General features: G+C 39.5%; 1 tRNA gene and 2 rRNA genes. All 3 read right to left on the bottom strand.

Annotated features, from left to right (window positions below):
* Positions 1–479 precede the first annotated feature (479 nt).
* Positions 480–595: ribosomal RNA gene (gene rrf, locus L2735_RS19875) — 5S ribosomal RNA — on the bottom strand.
* Positions 596–613: 18 nt separating this feature from the next.
* Positions 614–689 (bottom strand) — tRNA-Thr (locus L2735_RS19870).
* 49 nt (positions 690–738) lie between these two features.
* Positions 739–841, bottom strand: a 5S ribosomal RNA gene (gene rrf, locus L2735_RS19865); the annotation flags it as partial.

Genomic DNA, 841 nt, shown 5'->3' with positions numbered 1-841 from the left:
GAAGGTATAGAAGGTATAGAAGGTATAGAAGGTATAGAAGGTATAGAAGGTATAGAAGGTATAGAAGGTATAGAAGGTATAGAAGGTATAGAAGGTATAGAAGGTATAGAAGGTATAGAAATCTACAGCCTCAAGATTTAGATTCAAGTGTTCTAGTAAAATTTACATTCAACTCGTTAAAAAAATAACAATGACGTCTGCAAGCTGCTTTCATTGAATTAAACGTTAGAAGGAAATAAACCATACTTATACATTAGAATCTATAAACAAGTCGCTAGGCTTCGAATCGAATAATTAACTATCTGGCTCATATTTGCTTTTATATTGATTGAAGCGATTATGTTGGCAAATGTTAGAAGAGCACAGGTGTAATAAAACCTCCAACCACTATACATTCAAAGATGAATTTTAAATTTTAAACACAAAAAAGCCCGCAATCTACATTGCGGGCTACTTGCTCTCTTAGAGAGATATTTAGCGTCTGGGAATGACCTACTTTCACATGGGGAGACCCCACACTATCATCGGCGCTATTGCGTTTCACTACTGAGTTCGGGATGGGATCAGGTGGGACCACAATGCTATTGTCCCCAGACAAATCTGGTTTTAAAGATGGTGCTGATACCCAGAATCGAACTGGGGACCTCATCCTTACCAAGGATGCGCTCTACCGACTGAGCCATATCAGCATGATCTTGCTTGAAATTACTTGTCAGTAATTTAAGACTTTAATTAGGCGCTTGGCAATGACCTACTTTCACATGGGGAGACCCCACACTATCATCGGCGCTATTGCGTTTCACTACTGAGTTCGGGATGGGATCAGGTGGTACCACAATGC

This window comes from Shewanella olleyana (assembly GCF_023283825.1).
In the GTDB taxonomy this organism is placed as follows: Bacteria; Pseudomonadota; Gammaproteobacteria; order Enterobacterales; family Shewanellaceae; genus Shewanella; species Shewanella olleyana.
This window is presented reverse-complemented; position numbering and strand designations above follow the sequence as displayed.